24 protein-coding genes are annotated in these 24861 nt (G+C 63.3%); 16 read left to right on the top strand and 8 right to left on the bottom strand.

The features are described from left to right. Positions 1-2: 2 nt before the first annotated feature. From NXC14_RS26605 to NXC14_RS26590, 4 genes are all read right to left on the bottom strand, one after another. Complete coding sequence (locus tag NXC14_RS26605) at positions 3-1343, bottom strand: extracellular solute-binding protein (protein ID WP_085781009.1); 1341 nt, start codon at positions 1341-1343, stop codon at positions 3-5. Between the two features lie 91 nt (positions 1344-1434). Then, positions 1435-2448, bottom strand: a complete 1014-nt coding sequence (locus NXC14_RS26600) for an SIS domain-containing protein (protein ID WP_085781008.1) — start codon at positions 2446-2448, stop codon at positions 1435-1437. A 274-nt stretch (positions 2449-2722) separates the two neighbouring features. Next, positions 2723-3754 carry a LacI family DNA-binding transcriptional regulator gene (locus NXC14_RS26595; protein ID WP_085781007.1) on the bottom strand — a complete coding sequence of 344 codons (1032 nt, stop codon included), beginning with the start codon at positions 3752-3754 and terminating at the stop codon, positions 2723-2725. 137 nt (positions 3755-3891) lie between these two features. Then, the gene (locus NXC14_RS26590; protein WP_085781006.1) at positions 3892-4788 is read right to left on the bottom strand and encodes a GGDEF domain-containing protein; all 897 of its coding nucleotides are present in this window, start codon (positions 4786-4788) and stop codon (positions 3892-3894) included. A gap of 344 nt (positions 4789-5132) precedes the next feature. Here NXC14_RS26590 and NXC14_RS33700 point away from each other — a divergent pair, with 344 nt between their 5' ends. Together NXC14_RS33700 and NXC14_RS33695 are read left to right on the top strand one after the other, a co-directional pair. Then, positions 5133-6365: an AMP-binding protein gene (locus NXC14_RS33700; protein ID WP_245362220.1), complete on the top strand. Its 1233-nt coding sequence runs from the start codon at positions 5133-5135 to the stop codon at positions 6363-6365. After that, positions 6362-7744: a hypothetical protein gene (locus NXC14_RS33695; RefSeq protein ID WP_245362219.1), complete on the top strand. Its 1383-nt coding sequence runs from the start codon at positions 6362-6364 to the stop codon at positions 7742-7744. Before NXC14_RS33700 ends, NXC14_RS33695 begins: the two co-directional genes overlap by 4 nt. 86 nt (positions 7745-7830) lie before the next feature. On the opposite strand, the gene NXC14_RS26580 is transcribed toward NXC14_RS33695, so the two are convergent. Next, the gene (locus tag NXC14_RS26580) at positions 7831-8667 is read right to left on the bottom strand and encodes a helix-turn-helix transcriptional regulator (protein ID WP_085781005.1); all 837 of its coding nucleotides are present in this window, start codon (positions 8665-8667) and stop codon (positions 7831-7833) included. A 95-nt stretch (positions 8668-8762) separates the two neighbouring features. Between NXC14_RS26580 and NXC14_RS34020 the strand changes: the two genes are divergently transcribed. Both NXC14_RS34020 and NXC14_RS26570 read left to right on the top strand, forming a co-directional pair. Continuing rightward, complete coding sequence (locus tag NXC14_RS34020; protein ID WP_085781004.1) at positions 8763-9014, top strand: DUF1127 domain-containing protein; 252 nt, start codon at positions 8763-8765, stop codon at positions 9012-9014. A 46-nt stretch (positions 9015-9060) separates the two neighbouring features. Then, a complete protein-coding gene (locus NXC14_RS26570; RefSeq protein WP_085781003.1) occupies positions 9061-9795 on the top strand; it encodes a class I SAM-dependent methyltransferase in 735 nt (244 codons plus the stop codon). A 63-nt stretch (positions 9796-9858) separates the two neighbouring features. Here NXC14_RS26570 and NXC14_RS26565 read toward each other — a convergent pair whose 3' ends face one another. Both NXC14_RS26565 and NXC14_RS33905 read right to left on the bottom strand, forming a co-directional pair. Further along, complete coding sequence (locus NXC14_RS26565; RefSeq protein ID WP_245362218.1) at positions 9859-11013, bottom strand: ATPase, T2SS/T4P/T4SS family; 1155 nt, start codon at positions 11011-11013, stop codon at positions 9859-9861. Continuing rightward, positions 11013-11144 (bottom strand): hypothetical protein, encoded by a 132-nt coding sequence (locus NXC14_RS33905; RefSeq protein WP_257784635.1) that lies wholly within the window; start codon positions 11142-11144, stop codon positions 11013-11015. Before NXC14_RS33905 ends, NXC14_RS26565 begins: the two co-directional genes overlap by 1 nt. Positions 11145-11654: 510 nt before the next feature. Here NXC14_RS33905 and NXC14_RS26555 point away from each other — a divergent pair. The 11 genes from NXC14_RS26555 to NXC14_RS26505 are packed head-to-tail and all read left to right on the top strand — an operon-like array spanning position 11655 to position 21953. Continuing rightward, positions 11655-11858 carry a hypothetical protein gene (locus NXC14_RS26555; protein ID WP_085781002.1) on the top strand — a complete coding sequence of 68 codons (204 nt, stop codon included), beginning with the start codon at positions 11655-11657 and terminating at the stop codon, positions 11856-11858. Positions 11859-11871: 13 nt separating this feature from the next. Then, positions 11872-12435 (top strand): prepilin peptidase, encoded by a 564-nt coding sequence (locus NXC14_RS26550; RefSeq protein WP_085781001.1) that lies wholly within the window; start codon positions 11872-11874, stop codon positions 12433-12435. Between the two features lie 5 nt (positions 12436-12440). Continuing rightward, positions 12441-13238, top strand: a complete 798-nt coding sequence (locus tag NXC14_RS26545) for a TadE/TadG family type IV pilus assembly protein (RefSeq protein ID WP_085781000.1) — start codon at positions 12441-12443, stop codon at positions 13236-13238. After that, complete coding sequence (locus tag NXC14_RS26540) at positions 13235-14878, top strand: Tad domain-containing protein (protein ID WP_085780999.1); 1644 nt, start codon at positions 13235-13237, stop codon at positions 14876-14878. The genes NXC14_RS26545 and NXC14_RS26540 overlap by 4 nt, the downstream gene beginning before the upstream one ends. After that, positions 14850-15530 (top strand): hypothetical protein, encoded by a 681-nt coding sequence (locus NXC14_RS26535; protein WP_085780998.1) that lies wholly within the window; start codon positions 14850-14852, stop codon positions 15528-15530. Before NXC14_RS26540 ends, NXC14_RS26535 begins: the two co-directional genes overlap by 29 nt. Position 15531: 1 nt before the next feature. Beyond that, positions 15532-16446 carry a hypothetical protein gene (locus NXC14_RS26530; RefSeq protein ID WP_085780997.1) on the top strand — a complete coding sequence of 305 codons (915 nt, stop codon included), beginning with the start codon at positions 15532-15534 and terminating at the stop codon, positions 16444-16446. Beyond that, complete coding sequence (locus tag NXC14_RS26525) at positions 16443-17381, top strand: RcpC/CpaB family pilus assembly protein (protein ID WP_085780996.1); 939 nt, start codon at positions 16443-16445, stop codon at positions 17379-17381. Before NXC14_RS26530 ends, NXC14_RS26525 begins: the two co-directional genes overlap by 4 nt. Before the next feature lie 19 nt (positions 17382-17400). Continuing rightward, on the top strand, positions 17401-19299 hold the full coding sequence (locus NXC14_RS26520) for an ATPase, T2SS/T4P/T4SS family (protein WP_085780995.1): 1899 nt from the start codon (positions 17401-17403) through the stop codon (positions 19297-19299). 10 nt (positions 19300-19309) lie between these two features. Next, entirely contained in the window at positions 19310-20173 is an 864-nt protein-coding gene (locus tag NXC14_RS26515; protein ID WP_085780994.1) for a type II secretion system F family protein, read from the top strand. Beyond that, positions 20170-21075 carry a type II secretion system F family protein gene (locus NXC14_RS26510; protein WP_085780993.1) on the top strand — a complete coding sequence of 302 codons (906 nt, stop codon included), beginning with the start codon at positions 20170-20172 and terminating at the stop codon, positions 21073-21075. The genes NXC14_RS26515 and NXC14_RS26510 overlap by 4 nt, the downstream gene beginning before the upstream one ends. A gap of 2 nt (positions 21076-21077) precedes the next feature. Continuing rightward, positions 21078-21953, top strand: a complete 876-nt coding sequence (locus tag NXC14_RS26505; RefSeq protein WP_085780992.1) for an FHA domain-containing protein — start codon at positions 21078-21080, stop codon at positions 21951-21953. Positions 21954-22209: 256 nt separating this feature from the next. On the opposite strand, the gene NXC14_RS26500 is transcribed toward NXC14_RS26505, so the two are convergent. Beyond that, positions 22210-22452: a hypothetical protein gene (locus tag NXC14_RS26500; RefSeq protein WP_085780991.1), complete on the bottom strand. Its 243-nt coding sequence runs from the start codon at positions 22450-22452 to the stop codon at positions 22210-22212. Between the two features lie 575 nt (positions 22453-23027). Here NXC14_RS26500 and NXC14_RS26495 point away from each other — a divergent pair. Beyond that, positions 23028-24785 (top strand): adenylate/guanylate cyclase domain-containing protein, encoded by a 1758-nt coding sequence (locus NXC14_RS26495; RefSeq protein WP_085780990.1) that lies wholly within the window; start codon positions 23028-23030, stop codon positions 24783-24785. Positions 24786-24861 lie beyond the last annotated feature (76 nt).

The following is a 24861-nucleotide window of genomic DNA, read 5'->3' as shown; positions in this document are numbered from 1 at the left end:
CGTCATTGTCTGGCGGCAGCCGCGGCGGCTTTGCGAACGGAGGCGAGAAGATCGTCCGCCGACATGGAGCCGCCGGCGAAGGCCTGCAGGCCGGAGAGCCAGGCAGCGGCGACACGCGGATGGTTGACCGTGTCGAGCCACGGCATGAGGTAGCTTGCCTTGGCGATCTCCTCCATGCCTTCGGCGACATTGGGATTGATCCTGGTCTTATCCGCGCCGCCGATCACCGCGCTCGGCTGGCCATAGGGCGGCGCCGACAGCGTCCTGCCGTTTTCCTGGCTGGTGAGGAACTTCAGGAAGTCGATCGCCAGGGGAACGTTCTTCGCCTTGGCATTGACCATGTAACCCTCCGGCGCGCCTTCGAGCGCCGTCGCCGAACCCTTGCCATCGCTCGGCGCCGGCAGCTTGAAAAAGCCGAACTCCTCCGGCTTCAGGGCCGTCTCCTTGGTCGCAGCCTGATCGAACTCGATGATCTCCTGGTAGTACATGGCCGCCTTCTTGTCGCTCATCGACTGGAGTGCGGTCTGGTAGGAGAGGCCGTTGACCTGGGCGCCGCCGGCGCAGCGCTCCTGAAGCGAGCGGTACTGCTCGAGCGCCGCGACATAGCCGGGATGGTCGAAGGTCGCCGTCTTTGGGTTGAAATCGCGCTCCAGCGTCTCGGTCGGCACGTTATAGGCGAGCAATTGCCCGAGATAATGGACGAGCGGCCAGGATTCCTTGTTGCCGATGGCGATCGGAACGACCCCCGAATCCTTCAGCGCATCGCACGCCTTCAAGAGCGCGTCGAAATCCTTCGGCGGCTCGATGCCGAGATCGGCGAACATCTTCTTGTTGTAGCCCATGAATTTCGCGTCGAGATAAAGCGGCACGCCAAAATATTTGCCGTTATACGAAAAGGCCTTCACGGCCGCCGGGCTCAGCGTCTTGCCCCATTCGGTCTCCGGCCCGATGACCTTGGACAGATCGACGGCGCGATTGCCGCGGATGAAGTTCTCGCCCCAGGTCCCCGTCCAGGAGAAATAAATGTCCGGCAGCGAATTCGAGGCGACCAGGGTCTTGGTCTTGCCCTTGATGCTGTCGTCGTTCTCCTGGATGAGCTCGATCTTCACGCCGGGATGCTGCGCCTCGTAGGCCTTGGCGACATTGACGAAATAGGGGGAAAGCAGCTGCAGGCCGAACTTGGTCAGGATCGTCAGCTTGCCGCTGTAGTCGACCTTGGCGGCTGGATCGGCAACCGGCGCATCGCCGGCCGCAGAGGCCGTTGCCGGGAAGGCTCCCCAGTAAATCGAGATGACCGATACTGCCGCAATCATCGCCGCAGTGGAGTGGATGGACCGTTGCATGTTTCATTCCCCTTTTGCTTGTTGATCGTGCGGCAGATCGCGGTGTCCTACCGTCCGCCATCCGCCGGTCAGAAGCGGCGAGCGGCATGCATCAATACTCGACCCGCTTGTAGTAGCGGCGAGTGGTCAGCGGGTGCTGGCGCAGCACCTCGAGATGGGCGCTCAGCCGCTCCAGCAGGGTGGCGAGAACCACCGGCGAGATCAGACTGCGGACCTGCGGCGAAATGCCGGGAAGGGCAACGGATGCGGAATCGAGGATCCAGACCTTGTCGGTGTAGCGATGGACGAAGCGCTCGACCCGCTCGCCGAGCGGCCGCAGCGCATCCTCGCCCTTGAACAGGAAGACGCTGACGCCCGGCTCGACCAGTTCCAGCGTGCCGTGGAAGAAATCGGCGGCATGAACGGGCCGCGTGCGGATCCACTGCATTTCTTCCAGGATGCACATTCCGTAATAATGGGCCTCGGGCCAGACCGAGCCCGCGCCGGTGAAGATATGATAAGGCTCGTCCTTGATGGACTGGGCGAGCTTCGCCGCCTCGTCTTCATAGGCGGCCTTGGCCTCCGCCAGCAGCCCCGGCAGCCTCTTCAGCTCGGAAACGATCGCGTCGAAATTCGCGATCCTGCCGGTTTCGGCCAGCAGCGCCAGGACGATGATCATGGTCTGCAGGTAGAAGGCCTCCGACGACGTGTCGTCTTCGGCGAAGTTGGTATAGGTGTGATCGGCCTGCTGGGCGAGCGGCGTGTCGGCATGGCCGGTGAGCGTCAACAGGCGCACGCCGCGTTCCTTGAGGAAAGGCAGAAGCGCGACACTCTCCTTGGTCGTGCCCGACAATGACGGCATCACCACCAGCGCCTTTTCGTTGAGCCCGGCCGGCGGTTCGAGGATAACCTGGGCCGGGAAGCAGGCCGATACCGGAAAGGTCGTATGGCGGGCGGCGAGCTCGATCGCAGGAAAGGTCAGGAGCTGCACGCCGCCGGTGCCCATGAAGTAAAGCCGCTCGATCCCCGCATCGAGCAGTTCGCGCATCAGCGGGCGGATCCAGTCAGCAATCGCAACGGCGCCCGTCTGGATCTTCAGGAAGCGGGCTTGGTCAAAGTTCAACATTCGGGTCCCTTGTCTGTCGGTAGTAAGCACGCACACGTCCCCCACTTCAGGCGGCGGACTGCGGCGCGCCGGCATGCAGTCGCCAATTCAATGTGATATCGATCTCACACATGGATCAAAAGAAAGACCGGCCTCTCCTCGGGAGTGATGAGAGACCGATCTCACACGCGGATTAATGCATGGTCCGGTCGGCATGGCAAGCCACTTTTTGCAGAAATTTCACCTGATGCTGGAAAGAGCCTGTCTCGGACAAACCAGGAGAGGCGCGGACAGATCAGCGTCCGGTCGTGCGGGAAGGCCGGGAGACGGAGCCGCGCACCACCAGGCGCGTCGTGAACTGCTCCCTGTGCGGCGGCTCACGGCTGCCGTTGATCCGCTGCATCAGCAGCTTCACCGCAAGCGGGCCGATCTGCGCGATCGGCTGCGCCACGACGGTGATCTGCGGGTCGGTGAACGTGGCGAGGTTGAAGTCGTCGAAGCCGACCAGGGAAACGGCATGCGGCACGGCAAGCCCCATCGAGCGCAGCCCGAGAAGCGCCCCTTGCGTCATCAGGCTGTCGACGGTGAAGACCGCTGTCGGGCGCGACGGCCGGCTGAACAGGCGGATGGTGGCATCGATTGCATATTCCACCGTCGATCGCGAGACGATGATCAGCGATTCGTCCACCTCGATGCCATGGCTCTGCAGCGCCTGGATATAGCCGGCGAGACGGCCGCGGGCAGTCGTGATGCGGGAATCGTCCTGAATGAGGCCGATGCGGCGATGGCCGTTGGCGATCAGATAGCTCACGGCCTCGCGGGCGCCGCCCTCATTGTCGACGGTGACGCTGTCACAGGCAACCTGCGGCAAGGCGCGATCGATGAGCACGAGGGGCGTTCCGTCCCGGACCAGCCCGTCCAGGTGCTCCTTGTTGTCGGCCGAGGTCGGAGCGACAATGAAGCCGCGCACATTGAGGGACCTCAGGCTTTCGAGCAGTTCCACCTCCTGTTCCGGATCCTCCTCGCTGCTGGCGATCAAAAGGTTGTGGCGAAAGGCGCGCAGATCGACATCGGCGTCATGGGCGATCCGGGCAAAAAACGGGTTCTGGATGTCGCCCGGCATGAAGCCGATGAGCGGCAGCTGCCCTCGCCGCAAGGCCTGCGCCACGCGATTGCTGCGATAGCCGAGCCGATCGGCCGCTGCCAGCACACGCTCTGCCGCGTCTCCGCCGACATAGCCGTAACCGTTCAATGCGCGGGCGGCGGTCGCGCGCGACACGTTCGCGGCGCGCGCAACGTCTATCAGCGTCACTGCCTTTGGCGCCACTTCCCTGGTCCCCGCTGGATCTTGTCCGGCCTTCAAAGCCAGGATGACGCCTAGCAGAGGACGCCCGACCAATTCAAGAGCGGCATCTGGAATGCGCACCGACCAGAGCCGCTCGGCCGGGACCTCGGCATCTTATCCTACGCCGCCCGTACCCGATCCCGGCCGCTCATCTTCGCATCATACAGCGCCTGATCGGCCCGCCGGTAAAGCTCCGACGCGCTGTCCGTCGGCACGCACGCGGCGATCCCAGCGGAGCAGGTGTAGCTGAAGTCGGGAGAGTCCGGCAGCGGCCGGGAGAAGCGGATCACCGTCAGCATGCGCTCGACCATGGCAAGCGCGTCTTCCGGGCCGGTGGCCGGCATGACGAGCAGGAATTCTTCGCCGCCGACCCGGCCGAAACAATCGCTGCGGCGGACATTCTGGTGGATGCGGTGGGCGAAATCGCGCAGCACGAGATCGCCGGCGTGGTGGCCGAGCCGGTCGTTGATGCGTTTGAAATTATCGATGTCGAAGACGGCAAGGCAGCCGCTGCTGCCATGACGGGCGGCTTCAAGCATGTCTTCGACGCGCGCCATGACGAAGCGGCGGTTGGCGACGCCGGTGAGTTCGTCGGTGTAGGAGGCCTTGATCGCCTGGTCGCGATCCTGCCTGACAGTGCGGCCATGGACCTTGAGACGGGTGATGTCGCTGGCGATGCAGAGCATCCAGCCGTTCTTCTGCACCGCCTCGGTCATCCACAGCCAGCGGCCATCGGAAAGATCCGTCTCGAAGGCGCGATAGCCGATCTTGCCGCGGCGCGACTGGGTGGAGCGCAGCCATTCCTCGAAATTATCCGTGCGGATAACGGTGCCGCGGCCGAGATCGAAATTGCGCCGCATCAGATCCGGCCAGAGCGGCGTTTCCTCCGGCTCGATGAAATAGGCCGAGCGGAAGGCGCTGTTGGCATAGCGCAGCCGGTCATCGCCATCATAGACCGCCATCAGCGTTTCCGTCTGTGCGGAAAGATGGAGAAACTGTTCGATTGTCTCGTCCATACAGCACCCTGTCTGGTTGCCCCGGCAAGAGATGGCGCAGAAATCCTATGAGAAAAGGGCCGCCCGGCAAGCAAAGGCGGGGTGATTACGGAAACGTCAACAGGCGCCATTCCCGCTGGTGATCGGACATCGGCTGCCGCGGGATCGACGCGGAAGCCATCCGATGCTGCAAGGCTGGTCTCGCCGCCGCGGTGAAACGGCCGCGGCGATAGGCAAGGGCTCGCCGCGGCGCATGCCAGGGGCACAGTTGGCCGGGCGAGGTAATGCACCCGGAAATTAGTTGACTGCGATAGTCAAGGATTATACGCGCTGGCGCCAGTTCTCTGCCAATCCGAAGCGTCAGCATGATCCCCGCCAACCTGTTTTCCGAAATCGCCCGCGCCGACGATCGCCCTGCCCTTGTTTTCGCCGACGGGCGGACGCTCTCCTATGCCGATCTCAACGTCCGGACGCTGCGCTTTGCCGAACGGCTGGGAGGCGGGGAAAAGCGGCTCGTGGCGATTTCGGCAGAGATCTCGGAACATGCGATCGTCGCCTATCTCGGCGCCTTGGGCGCCGGCCATGCGGTGGCCATGCTGCCGCCCTGCGATGACAGGCTGTGGCGAGAATTTCTGGCGGCCTTTCAGCCCGACTTCACCTACCGCCCGGCCGATGGCTGCTGGCGGCTCGTCGAGGAAAGCCGGCCCGGGCAAAGCGGCCCGCCGCTGCATCCGGATCTCGCCCTGCTGCTGATGACATCGGGCAGTTCGGGCCCGGCGAAGGCCGTTCGCCTTTCGCATGCCAATCTTGACGCCAATGCGCGCTCGATCGCTTCCTATCTCGAGCTCACCGCTGCAGACCGAACCGCGCTCGTCCTGCCGCTTCACTATTCCTACGGCCTCTCCGTTCTCCATTCGCATCTGGTTGCCGGCGCCAGCATCTTCATCCCGGGCGTCTCCGTGGTCAGCGAGAATTTTGCGAGGCTGCTCGGCGAAAGCGGCTGCACCAATCTTTCGGGCGTGCCCTATTCCTATGAGCTGATTGAAAAAACCGGCTTCCGCACGAAGACGCTGAAGACGCTGCGCTTCATGACGGTGGCGGGCGGCCGGCTGGCGCCGGAACTGATCCGCCTCTACCGCGACCATATGCGCGCCAACGGCGGCCGCTTCTTCGTCATGTATGGCCAGACCGAGGCCGCCGCCCGCATCGCCTTCGTGCCGCCGGAGAGCCTGGCGGATAATGAAGAGCGGATCGGCATCGCCATTCCCGGCGGCAGCCTCAGCCTCGTTGGCGATGACGGGCAGCCGCTCGACCGAGCCGGTGTTGCCGGAGAGCTCGTCTATGCCGGCCCGAATGTGATGATGGGCTACGGCGCCGACCGCACCGATCTTCAGCGCGGGGCCGAGGTGGCGGCATTGATGACCGGCGACATCGCCATGCGCGACGAGGACGGTTTCTACCGTATCGTCGGCCGCAAGAGCCGTTTCGCCAAGGTCGCGGGGCTCAGGATCGGCTTCGATATCATGGAGCAGGTTCTGGCCGAAGCGGGATCGCGGCCGCCGTCGTCGGCGACGATCAAGGACTGCAGGCCTTTGTGAGCGATGCACGTGACGCCGACAGGGCGCTCCAGGTGCTGGTCGAGGCGAGCCATCTTCCCGCCAACCTTGTTAGCGCCAATGTGCGAAGCGAGCTTCCGAGGCTTGCCTCCGGCAAGATCGACTATGCGGCCCTTAGCGAGCAGATGCTGGCGGCGCGCGAGACGAGCCGCGCGGTGGCGGTCAGCGTGCTCGATGCTTATGCGGGAGTGTTCTACCCCCACAAAGTGAGCCGCAACGACAGCTTCGTCTCGCTCGGCGGCGATTCCCTGCGCTTCCTGCAGCTGACGATGGAGCTCGATCGGCTCGGCGTCGAGCTGCCGGAAGGCTGGGAGCAGCGGCGGATCTGCGAGCTCGATATCGGCCCGCGGGTCGCCGCGTCCGGCCGGAGCGGGGAGATCAGGGCGCTGCCGACCGATCTGGTTCTGAGGGCAATCGCCATCCTGCTCGTCGTCACCCATCACGAGATGCTCTGGCCCATTCCCGGCGGATCGGGCGTGATGCTGCTTCTCGTCGGCTTCAGCCTGGCGCGCTTTCAGTCCGGCCATTTCCTCGCCGGTTATTTCGGCCATGCGCTGCGGCCGGCGATCAATGTCCTCATTCCCTATTTTCTCATCGTCGCCGCCTATGGGCTCGCCTGGCGCACCATTCCCTGGGCCTCGATCACGCTCACCGGCAATTTCGGCTATGCCGAGCCGGAGCGTCACGAGATGCTTCCCTATCTCTACTGGTTCATCGAAGCCTATGCGCAGACGCTTCTCGTCTTCACGCTCGTCTTCGCCGTGCCTGCGGTGCGCAGGCTGGCGCGATCGCAACCCTTCGCCTTCTCGCTGACGCTGCTGGCGCTCGCGGTCACCGCGCGGTTTTCGCTGCCGCACGTCTTCGACATCGGCCAGCGGCAGATCTTCACCCTCTACTGGGGCCTTCACCTCGCCGTTTTCGGCTGGTGCGCAGGTCTCGCCGGCAGGCCGGCGCAACGTATCATCCTGACGATCATTGCCGCCGCCGTGCTCGGTTATCTCGCCTTCTGGGAAACGCTCTGGATCGGAACGACGGTCAAATATCTGACGATCTTCGCAGCTCTCATGGCCCTGCTCTACCTGCCGCGCATTCCCCTGCCGGTGCGGCTGGGGCGCCTGGTGACGCTGATCGCCGTCTCGGCCTTTCCGACCTACCTGCTGCACCGCTTCGTCCCGGAACTGCTGATGCCTCAGGTCGCCGGCGCGCTACCGGCTCCGCTCTTTCATCTGCTGGCGATATCAGGCGGCCTGGCGCTCGGCGTCATCGCCAACAGAGCCGCGGCGGAGCTTCGCAACCTGCTGGGCAGTATGGCGATGACACGCGCCACGGGCGGGCGGGCCATGGCGGCGGAGACGGCCTGAGCCGTTTTCGTTGCGGCTTTGGAGACAATCTCCGATGGGCCGTCAGGCGATGATTCTGGCTTTGCCGTTTTGCGCCAGAGGACGCGTCATTGCGCCGGCCGCGCGGGGGATGCGGCGCCATGGCCCGGAAAGCTTCCCTGGAAATATTGTCCGGGAGAGACACCGAAGGCCGTCCGGAACACCGCAATGAAGGCGCTGGGGCCGGAGTAGCCGAGCGAGAAGGCGATATCGCCGACGCTTCGGCCGGCGGCGAGCCACTCCACGGCTTTGAGCAGTTTCGCCTGCTGACGCCAGGCGCGGAAACTCATGCCTGTCTCGGATTGGAAATGGCGCTGAAAGCTGCGGGCGGACATGGCCGCGCGCGAGGCAAGTTCACCGAGTGGCCAATCGGCACCCGGTTCGTTGCGGATGTCCGAAGCGATGCTGCGGAGGCGTTCGGATGCCGGCGAGGGAAGCGACAGCGGCGCGACCGTACTCGTCTGAAGCTGGTCGAGAATGACGGCGACGAGCCGTTCGGCAGGGGCACTGCCGGCATCCGCGCGCGGTATTTCCAGGAAGGCCAGGATCAGTTCGCGCAGGAGCGGCGTCGTACCGATCACTGAAACCTCGGAGGGCAGGTTCACGACCGCGTCGGGCCGGAAGAAGAGGTAGCTGCGCTCCGTCTCCTGCAGGTATGTCACTTCGTGCAGGACGCCTGAGGGCACGAATACGGCACGTTCAGGCGGAACGATGAAGTAGCCCCGCTCGGTCTCCAGCCGCAGCGAACCGCGAACGATCTGAAAGAGCTGGGCGCGGTGGTGCACGTGGAAAGAATAGGTTCGCCCGGCGGGCTCTGCTCCACCCTGAGCGACAGCGGTGTGCGGATAATCTCCAAATGCGTCTTCCGGCAGATGAACATTGGTCAGGTTGTCGCGGGCAATCATGGCGTCTCACAGACATAATTTGACAGACTGCCGATAACACGTCGGATGGCATTTCACTAGATTGATATCACCGCAACACAACTTGGACGTAGGTTATGACATTCGAACTCCGGCACATTGAAATTTCGGATCGTTTTGCTCCCAGCCTTCTGACGAAGATGGCAGCTTTGCGGTTTGCAGCGCCCGCCCTCCTTCGCTGGTGGCAACGGCGCGAAAGGGAACAGGCACTCCAGTGGCTGTCGGACCGCGATCTGGAAGACATAGGCGTTGCCCGCCACGAGATTGGCGAGCTGGCTCGATCGCTTGGACCAATTGACGCGTTGCCCGCGAAGCGGCGGGCAAGGTGATGGCACTCCCGGTCCTCAGGCAACCGCTATCAGAGAGGTAAGTAAGATGCACGACGATGGTTTCTTTGACGATGAGGTCGCCGCTTCCTACGACGATGCTGACGGGATCTCGGCCCCGGAGGTCGTTGATCCGGCGGTCGATCTCCTGGCCGAGGTCGCAGGCGGCGGGCGCGTGCTCGAATTCGCGATCGGGACCGGGCGCCTGGCGCTGCCTCTTGCGCGGAAAGGGGTGGAGGTAGAAGGCATCGAGCTGTCGCGAGCGATGGTGTCTCGCCTTCGCGCCAAAGAGGGCGGCGCGGAGATTCCGGTCGTGATCGGCGACATGGCGACAACCCGTGTCGAGAGGCGCTTTTCCCTGGTTTATCTGGCTTTCAACACGATCAACAATCTGACGTCGCAGGAAGCCCAGGTCGCCTGCTTTCAGAACGCGGCCGCGCATCTTGAAACTGGCGGGCGCTTCCTGATCGAGGTTGGCGTCCCGCCGCTTCAGCGGCTTCCGCTCGGCGAGACGATCCTGGCGTTCGACCGCAGCGAGACGCATTGGGGTGTCGACGAGTTTGACGTGGTAAGCCAGAACTTCACGTCCCATCACATCCGGATGCGGGACGGGAACTACCGAAGCTTCTCGGTCCCGTTTCGTTATGCATGGCCAGCGGAATTCGACCTTATGGCGCGGCTGGCCGGCCTGAAACTCAAAGACCGATGGGGCGGCTGGAAAAAGGAGCCGTTCACAAAGGTCAGCGATCGACATGTCTCCGTCTGGCAGAAGATCGCAGCTTAGGCCAGGAGATGAACGGCGAGGTCGCTCGCGATCGTGTCGAGCTCGGCCAGACCGATCTCCGCTTTACTCAGGCCGGTGAGCGGTCGCCACCGGCTTCATCCAGCTCGGGAGCTCCGCCTGGCTGCTTCCCAGCTCCTCAAAGGCTTCCGTGGCGAAGCTCGGTACGGCGCCTGTCCAGCGCAGCTCTCCATCTGCGTTGGAATGGCCGCCGCCGTCGAGCTTGTAGATGCTTTCGACGACATACTGGCCGTCATCATTGAGGCCCTTGATCTCGGAAATTTCGATGACCCGTCGCCGCCCGGTGCGCTTGAACCGGGCAATCTGGACGACGACGTCGACGGCGGAAGCGATCTGTGAGCGCAGCGGCCGCAGCGGCATGTCGATATCCGACATCAGCGCCAGGGTTTCCAGGCGGTGAAGCGCGTCGTAGGGCGTATTGGCATGCACGGTCGAGAGGCTGCCGCTATGACCCGATGTCATCGCCTGGATCATATCCAGCGCTTCGCCGCCGCGGCACTCGCCGACGATGATGCGGTCCGGCCGCATTCGCAAGGAAGAGCGGAACAGCTCGCGAATGCTGGCGCCGCCGCGACCGAACCTGTCGGGCTTGGTGACTTCGAGATAGACCACATGCTCCTTGCGGATCTGCAGTTCCGAGGTGTCCTCGATGACGATGACGCGCTCATGATCGGCGAAGGCTTCCGACAGCGCGTTCAGCATCGTCGTCTTGCCGGTGCCGGTGCCGCCGGAGATGATGACATTCTTCTGCAGCCCGACCGCCGCCTGCAGCAAGGACAGCGACTCCTCCGTCAGGCTGCCCTGGGTGACGAGGTCGCGAATGCTGCGATGTTCTCTCAGGAAGCGGCGGATGGAGATGCAGAGCCCGGTTCGGGCGGCCGGCGGCTGGATCATCTGCACGCGCGAACCGTCCGGCAGACGGGCTTCGACGCTCGGTTCCTCCGGCGTCAGCCGCTTGCCTGAGAATTGCGCGATGCTGCGCGCCGCCGATTCCAGATCCTCGCGGCTGGCAAAGCGCGTATCGGCGCGCTCGAGCTTGCCTCGCCTTTCGACGAAGATGTCGGAGGTTCCGTTGATCAGGATTTCGGAAACGCTCGGATCCTCGAGCAGGAAGCGGATGGGCGCCAGGAGCTTGTCCAGCGCCCGGGTCAGAACCTGGAAGGTCGCCTGTTCGGCAGCGTCGTCGGAAACGGCCTTCATCAGAGCGGCATCCCGACAAGGACGGAGCTCATGCCGAACAGCGTCACCATCATCTGAACCGCAGTCGGAAAGAACAGCATCAGTGGAATGAGGACCAATGCAAGTATCAAGACGCTGCTCATCGTTTCCATGGTTTTGTCTCCGGAACGACTGACTGGCCATACCCAATATTGAAGACAAGCTTAATCCAGATCGGCAAGCAATGCCATGGGGGCGCCCTCGCCCGCCCGCCACTATGGGCGCGTTGCTTCCGTCTGTTCTATCACCTTGAAACAATTGGCCAATAATGGAGCAGCTGACGATATTTGCAAAAACGGCTTCACTGCATGCCTCACCCGAAAAAATTATCGCTTAATCAGCCGGTTAGCGTGAAAACGTCACCGTCAACCGCATGTCTTCAAGCGACGCCTCCAAGACAATTGGAACCCTGCCTTCCGTTTGCTTGACGGAGGGCTGGCCTTGGGCGCACTCTTGGGTCTTAATGATGTTGCTCAACAAGCGTTGGCGACCGGGGAAGAAAAGCAGAAGCAGAAAAAATCATTGGAACGAGCAACGTGCTGGTTCGGATCGATAGCGTATGCTCGCTTCTTCTTCACTAAGGTCTTCGATCCGAAACAAACCAAGGAACGAGGAATACGCAGATGTTTGGAAAACTCAAGACTCTCGCAATTGCACTTCACAAGGACGAACGCGGCGACATGGCCCAGATCGTCCTGGCCGTCGCCCTGATCGTCATTCCACTCATGCTGATCCTGCTCGCATTCGGCACCAAGATCGCCGGATGGTTCAACGAGAAGAACGAGGCCCTTACCAGCGCCGAGAGGATCCCCGAGCCGGGCCAATAAGCGGATCCGTGTCATGGATATGACCTACGATCTGACCCAGATGCCAGCGGCGGCGGCTCTTGCCGTCGCCTGCGCCACGACCGCGGCGGTGTTCGATCACCGCCATGGTCACATCCCGAACGCCGTGACCTATCCCTGCCTGCTTGCCGGCTTCATGCTGGCAGCGATCAGCGGCGGTCTGGCAGGGATCGGCCTGGCTTTCGCCGGCCTGCTTGCTGCAGGCACGATCTTCATTATCGCCTTCGCAGCCGGAAGCTGCGGCGGCGGCGATGTCAAGCTGATGGCGGCGCTCGGCGCCGTTCTCGGCCTCTGGCCCGCCATCGACGTGATGCTCGCATCGCTGATGATCGGCGGCATGATTGCGGTTTTATCGATGGCGCGGCGGGTTCAATGGGGCGCGCTGGCGCGGAACGTCGGACTGTTCGCCCTGCTTCTGCCTGTCGGCATTCGAAGCGCCGCTTCGGTGCTGAAGCCGCGCGAAACCCATCATACCGTCCGTTTCGGCGTCGCCGCCGCCCTCGGACTTCTCTGGTGCCTGTTCATGCCTGATTTCACCCCTCTTGCCCTCGTGAGGTAACGGCAATGCGCGCGGAACTCGAACGCCCCACTTTCGACGGTGCTTTCTGGAGTTCGATCCTGCACTCGCGGACCTTCTGGATTCCTCAGGATCACGGCGCGCTTCTCGGCACCTTTGTCATCGCCATGCTGTTGCTAACCTCGATGCTGCTGCTGCCGCGGCTTTCCGCCCGCCGGCGGCGGATATCGGAGCTTCACGGCGATATGTCAGGCAGCACGACGATGATGGATTTCGTGCTGGTCACGCCGATCTTCGTCTTCTTCATGTTCGTGGTCTTCCAGTTCACGATCCTGGCGAAGAACCACCTCTTCACCCATTATGCCGCCTATGCGGCGGCCCGCAGCGCCCGCGTCTATTTCTGCCCGGCCCTGCCGATCACCATCCACAGCTTCATCGGCCCCAAGACCTGCGATAACGACGCTGCAGCGGGCAAGGCCGATCTTGCCGCCCGCCTGGCGCTGATCCCGGCCGCTCCCTACGACCAGCTGAAATGCGTCGGCGCCTGCCAGCCGCCGGAAGAGGCGCTGAAGAGCCTTGCCGACGCCTCGGGCCTGTCGAAGAACTGGCGCGCGATGCGCAACCAGGCGCGCTACATGTTCGACCCGCAGAACGTTACGGTCACCGTCGACCGCGCCCCGATGGCGCTCTATGCCGCCATCAACCGCTCGCCGCATGTGCCCGTGACGGCCAAGGTCGAAGCGCGCTTCCTGCTGCTCGAATATGCCGGCTGGGTCTTTGCCCGCGGCCAGCGGAAGGATGGGCGCTACTATACGATTTCGACGGCGGAGGTGAACCTGTTATGACACCGTCCTTCATCCATCGCCTGCACCGCGACCAGCGCGGCTTCCTGTCTCCGATCATCCTCTACATGACGATTGCGCTGGCGCTGATGATCGTCTGGATCCTGAACACCGGGCAGATGATCTACGACAAGCAGCGCACCCAGGATACCGCCGATGCCGCCGCACTCATCCATGCCGATTGGGAGGCGCGTTATCTCAACATCATGGCGATGAACAATGTCGCCTCCTCGCAGGCCACCGTGGTCATGGCGACCTCGGTCGCCTATCAGCTGACCACCGCGGAACTGGCCCTGCGCTCGGCCGCCATTTTGGCGAAACTCGCTCAATATTCCTTCACCGAAGGCTTCGGACCGGCCTCGCTCCTGCCGCCGTTGCCTCCGATGCCCTACTGCCCCGGCTGGCAGAAGGTCCCGATCGTCGGCGGCATCATCTATGGCGCCTGCCTGGCGTTCCAGGGGTTCCGGGCGACCGAAGCCACCAAGGCGATCGCCTATACGGTGGCGGCGCAGGTCAAATACGATCCGCTGGGTCTGATCAATAAGTCCAGCGACATCATCGATGCGATGAACGATCTCAACGACTATCTGGTCGAAAGCTTTCCCGAGCGGGTCGGCAACGACGCCTTGCATCTGGTTCGTTTGAACAAGTCGGATCACGTCGTCTTCCATCCGCCCTGCGAATCCTGCGGTCAGGCCGGAGAAGGCGCCGGCGGCAACCTGCCGGTGGACCGCGACGGCGTCAATCCAGCCGCCGCCTATACCGAAATGTGCCTTGCCATGTCCTATGGCACTCAGGGACAGGATCCGCTCCTGATGCGCGGCGAATACGCCAATCGCGGCTTCCCCGACGGCAAGGGTCCGTTGACGGCAGGCGGAGTCGACGGCAGCCATATCCGCGACTGGGTCAACCACGAAAGCGGCATCGACAATCAGCTGGTGGAGTTCTACATCTTCTACGAAGCCTTTGGGCCGGCCTATCTGAGCAAGGTCCCGTTCAAGGCGATTGTCGAGCAATATGCCGGCGATCTCAGCTGGTGGCAGGAACTGGCGCTCGATGCCAGCTTCTGGATCGCCGACAAGGTCTTCGGCGTCGGCTTCGGCATCACCAACCCCTTCCAGCTGCCGATCGACGTGCCGCCGCGTTATTCCGACAAACAGACCAAGGACGAGAACGACTTCACCCGCAAGTTCGACATGATCTGGAACCAGGTCTGCGGCCCTGGGGGCGGGGCGATCTCGGTGACCGGTGTCAGTCTGCCGCTTCTCTCCTTTCCGAAGCCCTACTGGCTGAAGGGACGCATTCCCTTCAACTTCACGCCCTTCGGCGGCGACCAGCTCACCGACTACCAGACGCTGGCGATCGTTTCGCGTGCGCCGCGCGCCAGGCTCCAGGTTCGCCTGTTCAAGGACAAGACGCCGTCCGCTTATGCGCTGGCGCAGAGCTGGGTCCATAATTACACGGCCTTTGATCTCTATACGCAGGACTGGCTTGCCTCGCTGGCGCCAGCGACACTCGCCGACGATATCGGCGCGGTTTCCGGCACCATCAAACAAAGCCCGGCCGCCGACAGTTTCACCGGCCTGACACGCGTCTTCGACCAGGGAGGAGCCAATGCCTGGGCTGCCGTCAACACACACTGAGCAAGCCGGTGACGCTCCGGCCGGCGGGTTGATGATGCGGCTGCACCGCGACCGGCGCGGTCTTGCCTCGATCGAATTCGTGCTCGCCGCGCCGGTTATCCTGCTGATCGTGATCTTCGTCATTCACGCCAACAAGATCTCCACCAAGAAGGTCGCGACCATGCTCGCCATGCGCAATGCCGCCTTCGCCGAGGCGTCCGGCCTGAATTGCACCTCTGATTTCTCCAACGTCTTCCCGATCCCGGCCTTGCCGGCCCTGCCTGGGGGAGACGCGATCAACTGCTCGCGCACCCCGTCGCATGAAGGCGACGGCGATCCTCAGCGGACCTTTGTCTGGGATGACGTGCAGAAAACCCTCAAAGGCAATGGTCGCGACTTCGGCGATATGGTCGGCGAGCTCGCCGACGAGAAGCCGCAGCTCGTCACCGCGACCGCCGACCGTGTCTACAAGTTCAGGGATTCCGACGATCTCGACACCATCCGCAGCATCCGCTGGAAGGATGCGTTCACGGTCGACGACTCGACGCTGTTTATCTCGCACAACAACGATACCACGCGCCGCGGCTACGATCCGACGCTGCGCCGGGAAATCCGCGATGTGGCCAGCGATTCCGGCGATCTCTTCGACGGCGTCTTTCCTGGGGCGAAGTGACATGGCACAGCGCTCACGCATCTCCGTTCATCTCCTCGGCACCGCCCTGGTCGTCGGCCTCGCCGTGGTCATGGGCACACCCGGCCGCGCCGAGATCTACAAGGATATCCGGGTGACGCTGAATTCGATGCTGGCGGGCATCCTCGGGACGCCGGAACGGGCGCCGCGCGATCTCGTCATCAACGGCCAGCCGCTCGAGTTCACGCCCTACCAGAGCGATCGCAGCATTGCCGATATTACCGACGAGTGGCTGCGGGTGCTGGCCGCCAATACCCGGCCGGCCATGCCGAAAAGCAGTGACCGGGAGGAACTGACCGCCGTCATCGCCGCCAACATGATGATCGTCCCGAAGGTGAGCCGGATCCGCGACGATCTCGCCGTTGTCGTGCGCTTCTTCGACGGCGACGGCGAGGCTGCGCTCGACTATATGAGACAGCAGGATCCGAACGATCCTTCGACGAGAGCGCCGATTCCGGGCGTCTCGATCATGATCCGCCGGCCTGCCGATGCGCCGATGACCGAAGTGCTGATGAGCCGCTTCGACGATGTCGCCGCCACCCTGCCGGCCTTCGCCGCCCCTGCCGATGTCGCCAAGCTGCCGACGTCGCTGCGTCCGCCGGCCGGCGTCGAGGTGCTGAGCGATATCGGCGACCATGACAAAGGCCATATGTCGCGCACGGTCGTGTCGAAGGGCACGCTCGCCGCCGCGCGCTGGTCCGGTCAGCGCGCCGACCTGCTCGTCCGCGACGGCTTCACCATCGAAACGCCGCCGGCCGAGCGCGGCGGGGTCACCGCGCTTTACGGCCGGCGCGGCAGCGTCGAAGCCAATGTTCTCTACACCAGAAGCAGAACCGACGGCAGGACCGTTGAGGTCATTCAAATCAGGCAACCCTTCGTCGAAGGAACAACACCATGAACTGGAAGCTCATTGCCGCTGTGATCGTCGGGCTGATCACCGGCGTTCTCCTCTACTTCTGGACAGAGAGCGTCAAGAACGAGCAGGTGGCCTATGCCTTCATGCGGCTCCAGCCCGACAAGAAGGTGACGAGAGGACAGGCGATCACCCCCGACATGCTCGCCGAACCGGTGATGCTGCCGGAAAGCTTCGGGGCGCTCGCCAAGCTCGCCGTGCCTGCCGCCAGCGCCTATCAGGAATGGCTGAAGGACCGGACGGCGGCGGCCGACATTCCGGCCGGCTCGGTGCTGCTCTTCCAGTATTTCGACGATACCGACGGCGGTCGGCTGACGACGATGATCGCGCCCGGCAAGCGGGCGCTGACCCTGCCGGTCAATGCCGCCGAGGCCGTCGGCCATTTCGTCGAGCCGGGCAGCTATGTCGATATTCTCGGCACCGTCGACGAACCGGTCGAGCCGGTGGCGCCGCCCGCCGCGGTGCAGCCCGGAACCCCCGGGCAGCCACCGGCCGCACCCGGCCAGACGCCCGCCGCAACCACGCAGCCGCAGGCTCCGGCCCAGCCGCCCTCGCCGGTCGAGCAGATGCTGAAGAACTATCTCACCCAATATCCGGGCGCCGACGAGAACGACATCAACGCCTACCGGAAGCAGGCGCAGGACTACAAGCTCGGCATCAGCTCGCGCACCCGCGTCGTCACCCGCACCTTCCTGCAAAACGTCAAGGTGCTCGCCGTCGGGGCGGCGACCACCCCGGAAGGTGCGGTCACCAAGGCCAATAGCAGCTATAATCACGTGACGGTCGAGGTGACGCCGTCGGAAGCCGAGATGCTGATCTTCGCCATGGGCCAGGCGAACGGCAGCCTCAACCTCGTGCTGCGCAATCCGACGGATAACAGCGTCGAAGACCTGCCGAGCATCAACTGGACGCGCATGTGATCGTTTCGGGGATTGAGCCATGCTGTTGAAGATTTCCTATGAGGACGGCAGCGGACGGGAGGTGATCCCGCTCTCGGCGAACGAGACCTATTTCGTCGGCGAAAGCAGCACGCTTTCGCTTCCCGCCGGCGCCGGCGTCGTGCGCCTGCGCGGCAGCCACGTCTCCTCGCCGCAATTCGTGTTGCGCAAGTCCGGCCAGGGATGGTCGGTGCAGCATCATGGCCGCAACCCGACCCGGGTCGACGACCAGCCGCTTCGGGCCGGCACGCCGGTGGCGGTCTCGGCCGGCATGTCGATCTGGGTGCCGAATGTCACGATCGAACTGGTCGAGCCGGCGGCGGCGCCGGAGGCGGTGACGCAGTTTCCGGACCAGGAGCGGGTGCTGGCGTTGCAGATGGAAATCCATGAGCGATTGCTAAAAGACACGCAATATGACCGGCTGGTGAAATCCTCCGATTTCGGCCGCGAGGAGACGCGCAGCCGCATCCGCGAGCGCCTCGACCTGTTCATCAAGGAGGCGCTGGACGCCGCACCGCAGGATCTCGTCATCCTCGTCATCAAGAACGCCGTCTACCGGTGGCTGGCAAAACGCATTGCCCGCACCGGCCGGCGCGACGGCGCATCGAATGCGGCAAGCCTCGCACGCGAAGAGCAGGACAACCGCCGGCTCTTCGATGTCGGCAAGGCGCTGATCTCGGCGCTGCAGCTGAAGCTCAACTTCGAATCCACCCGTTCCGACTTCGCGCAGCTCGACACCAAGTTCGGCGCCGCCTTCCAGGCCAGGCAGGCGCTGTTCAACGCCGGCGACCGCTACGAGATCGCCCATATGCACCTGCGCTCGAATATCGAGGAGCTGATGTATCGCTGGGGCACGATCTCGGAACTGATGGATCTCGACGTCATCTCGGAAATCATGGTGACGCGGTACGACGAGATCTATGTCGAGAAATTCGGACTGCTCGAACGCTATCCCTTCGCCTTCGCCAATGAGCGGCAGCTGATGAAGGTGATCGAGCGCATCGCCGTCGATTCCAACCGCTCTATCAACGAGAGCGAGGCAATGGCCGACTTCCGCATGCCGGACGGTTCGCGCGTCAACGCCGTCATCCCGCCGCTCGCCGTCAAGGGCGCCTGCCTCACCATCCGCAAGTTCGGCGGCAAGTCGCGGCTCGATATCAGCAAGCTGGTGGCCGCCGGCGCCCTCAGTGAACCGATGCGCGCCTTCCTCGAGGCGGCGGTGCGCGCTCGCAAGAATATCGTCGTCTCAGGCGGCACCGGCTCCGGCAAGACGACGCTGCTGAACAGCCTGTCGCAATTCATTCCGGTCGGCGAGCGCGTCGTTGCCGTCGAGGACACGTCCGAACTGCAGCTCGACGGCATTCACGTTGTCTACCTGCAATCGCGGCCGAAGACGGCGGAGAGCGAAACCAGCGTCACCATCCGCGACCTCGTGCGCAATGCGTTGCGCATGCGCCCCGACCGCATCATCGTCGGCGAGTGCCGCGGCGCCGAGGCGATCGACATGCTGCAGGCGATGAACACCGGCCATGCCGGCTCGATGACGACGGCGCATGCCAACACGCCGCAGGACATGATGACCCGCCTTGAGGTGATGGTGCTGCAGGGCCAGAGCTCGCTGCCGGTGACGGCGATCCGCCAGCAGATCGTCGCCGCCGTCGAGCTCGTCGTGCAGCTCAACCGCCTGGAAAGCGGCCGGCGCGCCGTCACCGAAATATCCGAGGTGATCGGCATCGATCCGGATACCGGCCTCATCATCGTCGAGCCGATCTTCAATCTCGTCGGCCGCGCCGGCGGCCAGGCGGTGCATGCCTTCACCGGCTATCTGCCGAGCTTCGTCGCCGAACTCGTCGCCTTCGGCGAAGACGGCGAGATCAAGAACCTCGATATGTTCGTTTGAGGGTGGAACCATGGACATCAGCCTTCTGCAGATCGTGACGATCGCCCTCGGCGCAGTGACGGCGGGGCTGCTCGTCTGGGGCGCGCCGATGCAATGGCCGGCGCCGCTGCTTCGCGCCACCGAACGCGATATCGCGCTCGCCAGCGAAGCGGCCCAGGTCTTCGGCCGCGACGCCGTGCCGCCCTATACGATGATCCTCGCCTATACCATCACCGCCATCATCGTCTTCGCTCTGATCTCGCTGATCTTCGGGCCGATCTTCGGCATCGTCGTTGCCATTCCCGTCGCCTTCTTCCTGCCCAAGGCGACGATCCGTTATTTCCTGCGGCGCCGCTGGCTGCAGATCGAATCGCAGCTTCCCTATGCCGTCGACCAGATCGTTTCGGCGGTGCGCACCGGCAAGCCGCTCGCTGTCGCCGTCAATGCGGTCGCCGACACCGGCCAGATGCCGGCCTCGCGCGAATTCGAGCGCATCGCCCGCGAACAGAAGCTCGGCATCGGACTGGTCGAAGCGCTCGACCGCCACGGCCGCACGGTGCCGAGCCTGCATTTCAAGATGGTTGACGCCGCCCTCGGCCTGTTTGCCCGCCAAGGCGGCGACATATCCGAGCCGCTGACGGAAATGTCGAAATCCTTCAAGGAGATCTGGAAGCTCGACCAGAAGATCAGCACCTCGTCGTCACAGGCGCGGATGAACTTCCGCGTCGTCAATGGCGGCGCGCTGTTCATGATCCTGATGATCTTCTTCGGCCAGCCGGAGCTGATCGACAAGGTGTTCGGCAACGCCATCGGCATCGTCATCGCGATCGTCGGCGCCATTCTCTATGCCACCGGGTTCTTCTGGATGCGCTCGATGATGAAGGTGTCGGTATGATGTCGGAACTCCCCCTTGCCCCGATCATCATCGTCCTTGCCGGCGTCACTGCGGCGCTCATCGTCTGGTGGATCGGCGATCTCCTCGGCAGCATCAAGGTGGTGCGGCGGTCGGCCGGTGGCGACGGGCCGCCTCCGAATATCGTCGACAGCATCGGCATGCGCACGCCGGTCGAATTCGTGCTGAGGCAGTTCGAGCCGCTTCTGGCCGATTTCGGTGCGCAGCTCGAAAAGAAGCTGATCTATGGCGGCCGGCCCTTCGGCGGCGTGACGGGGCGTGAATATATCGCCCTTCTCGTCGTCCTCAGCCTCTTCGGCTTCATCCTGCTCGGTATGCTGTTCGGCATTGCGAGCGGCAGCGTCATCGGCGGGCTAGCCGCCGGCCTGATCCTCGGCTTCATCCCCGCCATCTACTTCTGGGTCGTCGCCGACGACAAGATGCAGGACCGCAAGGAACGCATCTCGCGCGAATTTCCCTATTTCCTCGATCTCGTCGTCATGACTCAGCAGGCGCAGGCGACCCTGCCGGAAAGCCTGCGGCTCTATGCCGAGGCAGCACCGGGCACCGTGATGACCGAGGAGATCGAGCAGACGCTGAAGGACGTGGCGCTCGGCACCGGCATGATCGAGGCGCTGCAGCGCCTGGAGGCGCGCATGACGGCCGAGGAGGTGGTGCGCGTCATCCGCGCCGTCATCCAGGGCGAGGTCGAGGGCAGCAACCGCGTCGAGCTTTTGCGCGAACATGCGCGCGACCTGCGCTTCCGCCGCTGGGAAAAGGCCGACAGGGCCAGTGAGAAGCTGAAGGCCAAGATTGTCATGCCGGCGATGTTGATCGTCGTGTCGATCCTGCTTCTGGTGCTGGCGCCTGCTATCGTCGAGATGATGTCGAGTGGGATGTTCTGATCATGGTCTTTTCCTTTTTTCGCGGCAACAAACCGAGCCTTCTGCAAACCGGCCCCGGCGGCCAGAGCCGCAGCCATGTGCTCGACCGGGCGGAAATGTCGATCGGCCGGGCAGCCAATGCCGATATCGTCGTCGATGATCCGTTCCTGGCGCCGATCCACGCCCGCATCGAAAAGCAGAGCGACGGCGGCTTCATCATCCGCCGCATGGGGCTGAACCCGATCATGCTGCGCGGTGAGGCGCTGCTGCAGACCGCCTCGCTCAAAACAGGCGACAGTTTCCGTCTCGGCAAGGATGTCGAATTCCAGTTTCTGGAGAAGGCGCCGGCCAAGGAGGCGCCGAAAAAGGAGGCTGCCAAGGCAGACGACGGCAAGCCGAAAAAGCCGCTTTTCAAACAGCCGGCCTTCCTCGCCGCCATAGGCCTCGTCTACCTCGCCGTCGTCGGGATCATCGGCTACGTCATCCTCTCCGGCGGCGGCAGCACGGAGGCCGGCCCGACGGCCGAGCGCATCAATGCCGAAGCTGCCCGCATCCCGACATGCATCAAGAACGCCAGGCGCCTGCGCCAGGTTTCCGAGCAGACTTTCAACGGCGCCGTCGGCGGCCGCGTCGGCCGGGATGGCGATGTCACCTATGCCGCGCTTGCGCTGGCAACCGACCCCGCCGACGACGCGGCGCTGGCAAAAGCGGCGGAGCCGATCGTCGAGGCCTACAAGCGCACGGCGCTCGCCGCCCTTGCCTCGGAAAACCGCGGCAACAACACACTGGCGCAGAGCCTCTACCAGCAGACGTACGATCTCGTTCCCGACGTCAACTGCTCGGCCGCGCGTTTTGCACTGCAGCGGCGCGCCGCCACCAAGCCGCCGGCGCGGCGGTGATTGGCGGTTCGAAACTCTTCAAAACGGCTCGGAGGGTCGACCGGCCAGAGCGCGCCGCAGTCACGCCTACGGCCAAGCCGGCCGGTCGATCAGGCGGCCCGCAGATTCGCCTGGCAAATCTGCGGACCCCCCCGGAGGCACCTTGAGTATGCCCTCGCCACGCCTTTCGCATGACGAAAATCTGTGCGGCAGAGTTAGCCATCCAATGGATTGGCTTTGCCACGTTTGTCCAAACGCGATGCCGTCCGGATTAGCCTCATTTGTTGCCGGGCCCGCTCGAACCGCAGTCGTTGCAGTTGAAGTTCTCCGGGTTGCCCTTGTTTGTTGAGGTGTCCTTGGTGCCGCTGCTGCTTCCTGCATTGTCGTTCGGCGGCGTCTTGCCGCTTTCGCCCATGGTTGTGGTCTCGTCCCGTGAATTGCTGTTGGCAGCAAACGTCGACTGAAGCCCACCGAGCAGAAGTGCGAGGGCGGTGAAAACCGAAAGCGTAAGTCTGGACATGGTACATGCTCCTTGATCGGGGTTCACTAACATCAGGCATGCGCCAGAGCGTTCTTTTGAGATATGTTGGCTCCCCTGGCGTTGGTCGCCAACGGACGACGATTCCTCCGCCTCGCGGCGGGAGCTGAATCGGATGTTAGGATTCTCCTCATTGGAGGTCGGCTATCGGCTTCAACGCGCGATACGCAATCCATCTGACACGTGAGAACGTTTTGCCCATAGCAAAAACCTCCATTTCCGGCTGATCTCTGCAGTCGGAGGAGGATTTATGCCTTCCCATAAGATAGAGAGACTATAATCAGAGCGGCGACAGATCAACTTACTAATTGTGTGATCTTCTTAGTTAATTCGGGCTAAGACGTGAGTAGACTTGCACGCCCGGGGATCGGACTCTATTTGCGTTGACCGCTTCGCGGCTCCTGTTCTGTTGGAGGCGGCACCCTTATGAAGCGTCGCCATATGACGGTCTCAGTGGTATCATGAACCGGCACGGTCGCGGTGTCGGGCAGCCGGATGGTGCATGTTGCGTCAATCGCCTGGACTTCATTCGGCGCATCTCCTGAGGGGAGACAGCCATGGCAACCGCAAGAGCAGAACGGCGGCTGGCCGCGATCCTGGCCGCTGACGTCGTCGGCTATTCCCGCCTCGTCGAACATGACGAGACTGGGACGTTTTCGGCCCTCAAGATTCTGCGCCGGGAGGTGATCGATCCGCTGCTGGCTGAGCATCAGGGCCGTATCGTCAAGCTGATGGGCGACGGTGCGCTCGTGGAGTTCGGCTCGGTCGTCGATGCCGTCGCGTGCGCTGTCGCCATCCAGAAGGGGGTTGCCGAGAACCAAGCGGATATCCCGACGGAGCGACGCATCGTCTTCCGGATCGGAGTCAATCTGGGTGATGTGATCCACGAGCTCGATGGGGATCTCTACGGCGATGGCGTTAACATCGCGGCCCGCCTCCAGACCTTGGCGGATCCGGGGGGCATTTGCATTTCCGGCACGGCCTACGATCACCTCCAGGGCAAGCTTGACTGCGACTTCGAAAACCTCGGCGAGCGCGCGCTGAAGAATATGGAAAGGCCGGTGCGACTGTACCGCCCCCTTCAGGAAAGGACGGCCGCCGGAACGGCATCGTTGAGGTCTGCACTTCCGGAGCGGCCATCCATTGCCGTGCTGCCGTTCAATGCCCTGAGCGCCGAGCCGGAGCAGGACTTCTTCAGCGATGGGCTGACCGAGGACATCACCACCGCGCTATCCAAGCTCAAGGGCTTCTTCGTGATCGCCCGCAACACGATGTTCACCTACAAGGGAAAGCCCGTGGATGTGCGCGCCATCGGGCGCGAACTCGGGGTCCGCTATGTTCTCGAGGGGAGTGTCCGCAAGTCCGGCAGCCGGATGAGGGTGACCGCGCAGCTCATCGATGCGGCCTCCGACGTCCATCTCTGGGCCGAGAGGTACGACGGCGACCTCGGCGAGATCTTCGCCATTCAGGACGAAATCACCGCAAGCGTCGTCGGCCGCATCGGCCCGGAACTCCTGGCGGCGGAGCATGCTCGCGAAAGCCCAAAGCCGCATCATGGCCTTGATGCCTGGGAATGTGTCGTGCGGGCGGTGTTCCTGTGTTCCCAACTGTCTGAGGAGAGCAGCAGGAAGATGCTCCCGCTGCTCGATCGGGCAATCGAACTTGCCCCCGGCTATGCTCAGGCGCTCGCCATGAAAGGTTGGATTACCACGTGGCGCGCGTTCCAGGGGTGGGAGGACATGGGATATGCCTTGGCCCTTGCCAGGGATGTCGTCCAACAAGCCATGGCCGCGGACGATAAGGAACCGTGGACTTACCTTGCGCAGGCGATGATAGCCTTTGCGACGCGCGACAATGTCCTGGCGGTGGCAGCGATCAGCCAGGCTGTCGCGATCAACCCCAACTCCGCGTTTGCACACGGCCAGTTGGGACTTGCGCATGCCAACGGGGGCCGCGCGGCGGACGCCATTCCTTGCATCGACTACGCCCTCAGACTGAGCCCGCGCGAGGCTTTTCTCGGCGACTTTCAGTTTTACTACGCCATGGCTCATTTCCAGGGCGCGAATTACGAACTTGGATTGAGTTACGCACGGGAGGCGCATCGATTGCGGTCCGGCCATGCGGTTCCACTGATCATTGGCACGGCCTGTGCCGGACTTCTCGACAACCGGGAGGCTGCCACGGACTTGCTCGAACGGCTTAAATCGCTAGTTCCTGACATCTCACGGGACGCGGTCGGAGCAACATCTTCTTTCGTCCGCGCCGAGGATCGGGCGCGTCTGATCGAAGGACTTACCCGTGCCGGCCTGAATTGACGGGTTGGATTGACCTCGAGAACCGATAGTGGCGTTAGCTACCGAATGCTGCAACGCTGCTTCTTGCATGTCTCAA

This window comes from Rhizobium sp. NXC14 (assembly GCF_002117485.1).
Classification (GTDB): domain Bacteria; phylum Pseudomonadota; class Alphaproteobacteria; order Rhizobiales; family Rhizobiaceae; genus Rhizobium.
The sequence above is the reverse complement of the archived record's forward strand: the minus strand, read 5'-3'. Positions and strand labels throughout refer to the sequence as shown.